We start from the raw sequence: 2,500 nt of genomic DNA on the forward strand, positions 1-2,500 counted from the left end.
GCCGTAAACGATGTGAACTAGTCGTCAGGATGCTTGCATCTTGGTGACGGAGCTAACGTATTAAGTTCACCGCCTGGGGAGTACGGTCGCAAGATTAAAACTCAAAGGAATTGACGGGGGCCCGCACAAGCGGTGGAGCATGTGGTTTAATTCGAAGCAACGCGCAGAACCTTACCAGCCCTTGACATACCAATCGCGGATTTCAGAGATGAATTCCTTCAGTTCGGCTGGATTGGATACAGGTGCTGCATGGCTGTCGTCAGCTCGTGTCGTGAGATGTTGGGTTAAGTCCCGCAACGAGCGCAACCCCTGCCTTTAGTTGCCATCATTAAGTTGGGCACTCTAGAGGGACTGCCGGTGATAAGCCGGAGGAAGGCGGGGATGACGTCAAGTCCTCATGGCCCTTATGGGCTGGGCTACACACGTGCTACAATGGCAACTACAGTGGGCAGCGACCATGCGAGTGGAAGCTAATCTCCAAAAGTTGTCTCAGTTCGGATTGTTCTCTGCAACTCGAGAGCATGAAGGTGGAATCGCTAGTAATCGTAGATCAGCATGCTACGGTGAATACGTTCCCGGGCCTTGTACACACCGCCCGTCACACCATGGGAGTTGGTTCTACCCGAAGCCGGTGCGCTAACCGCAAGGAGGCAGCCGACCACGGTAGGGTCAGCGACTGGGGTGAAGTCGTAACAAGGTAGCCGTAGGGGAACCTGCGGCTGGATCACCTCCTTTCTAAGGATTTCGAAGAGCCGCTCTTTTTAGGAAGAGTTCTTTTTGAAATTACTTAAAAATACTAAAATGTCGTTGATGGCAAATTGCCGTCCTCGCATCCTTTCCAAATATATAGTTTAGATCATCATGATCGTGTTTTTATATATTCAAGTTCTGAACGCAGTGAAGCAAGGTCGACTGACCGTCCGCAGCGCAGCGAGGAAAACGAGCTTGGGTAAGCGAAGTATAGCAAAAATGCGAAGCATGAGATCAAGTTTTCGGGCTTGTAGCTCAGTTGGTTAGAGCGCGCGCTTGATAAGCGTGAGGTCGGAAGTTCAAGTCTTCCCAGGCCCACCAGTCGCCGAGCGGCGACAGGCGTTTTATCAAGTGCCTGTTGATTAGCTGAGTTTAGTACTCTTAAGCTGAGTTCTCCGAACGTAAGTGAGGCAAGACCGACTGGTCGCCCGCAGCGTCAGCGAGGACAGCGAGCACGGAGTGCGAAGTATCACAAAGGGACTTAATACGGGGGCATAGCTCAGTTGGGAGAGCGGTAGCTTTGCAAGCTTCAGGTCGTGGGTTCGATCCCCTCTGCCTCCACCACTTACTTCGTAAGATGTAAATGAGTGCCAACCGAACGTAGTGAGGCAAGGTCGCCATAAAATCTGGTGGCCGCCCGAGCTTACGCGGGGTAGCGAGTGCGGAGTACGAAGCATCGTACAAGTCTAATTTAAACTATATATTATTTGGAAAGTTCCTGAATTCTCTAATTTATTAGAGAGTACCCGCTCTAGCGGGTTGTTGTTTGACATTGTTGATAAGTATGAATTTGGTCTTGAATACGATCTGATCTTTAGCGCGTGTGGTTATAAATCATTGATTTATCTCTGCGTGTGTTAGGGTAATTTCGATCAAGCGCTTTAAGAGCATCTGGTGGATGCCTTGGCGTATAGAGGCGATGAAAGACGTGGCACTCTGCGATAAGCTACGGGGAGGTGAGAGCAACCTTTGATCCGTGGATTTCTGAATGGGGAGACCCAACCCTTTAGGGTTATCGTTACCTGAATACATAGGGTAACGAGGCAAACCCGGCGAACTGAAACATCTAAGTAGCCGGAGGAAAAGACATCAACCGAGATTCCGTTAGTAGTGGCGAGCGAACGCGGACCAGGCCAGTGGCCTTAGGATAAGAACCGGAACAAGCAGGAAAGCTTGGCCATAGTGTGTGATAGCCACGTACGGGTAGAAATTCCTAGGGTCCTCGAGTAGGGCGGAACACGTGAAATTCTGTCTGAATATGGGGGGACCATCCTCCAAGCCTAAATACTCCTATACGACCGATAGTGAACCAGTACCGTGAGGGAAAGGTGAAAAGCACCCCGATGAGGGGAGTGAAAKAGATCCTGAAACCGGATGCTTACAAACTGTAGGAGCASCCTTGAGSTGTGACTGCGTACCTTTTGTATAATGGGTCAGCGAGTTAATTTTGTGAGCAAGCTTAAGCCGTTAGGTGTAGGCGTAGCGAAAGCGAGTCTTAATAGGGCGYWYAGTTCGCAGGATTAGACCCGAAACCGGGTGATCTAGCCATGAGCAGGTTGAAGGTGCAGTAACATGCACTGGAGGACCGAACCAGATAATGTTGAAAAATTACTGGATGACTTGTGGTTAGGGGTGAAAGGCCAATCAAACCCGGAGATAGCTGGTTCTCCGCGAAATCTATTTAGGTAGAGCGTTATGTGAATACCCTCGGGGGTAGAGCACTGGATCGGGAAGGGGGGCGCGAGCCTTA

The 2,500-nt window shown here is 50.2% G+C and carries 2 tRNA genes and 2 rRNA genes (1 of these 4 cut by a window edge); all 4 read left to right on the forward strand.

From position 1 onward, the window contains the following. Positions 1-735 (forward strand): 16S ribosomal RNA (locus tag D9A03_RS02385); the annotation flags it as partial. A gap of 259 nt (positions 736-994) precedes the next feature. Further along, positions 995-1,071: transfer RNA gene (locus D9A03_RS02390), tRNA-Ile, on the forward strand. 167 nt (positions 1,072-1,238) lie between these two features. Next, positions 1,239-1,314, forward strand: a tRNA-Ala gene (locus D9A03_RS02395). A 306-nt stretch (positions 1,315-1,620) separates the two neighbouring features. Beyond that, a 23S ribosomal RNA gene (locus D9A03_RS02400) occupies positions 1,621-2,500 on the forward strand; it runs 1,864 nt beyond the window's last position.

This window comes from Kiloniella sp. EL199 (assembly GCF_900313065.1).
Classification (GTDB): domain Bacteria; phylum Pseudomonadota; class Alphaproteobacteria; order Kiloniellales; family Kiloniellaceae; genus Kiloniella.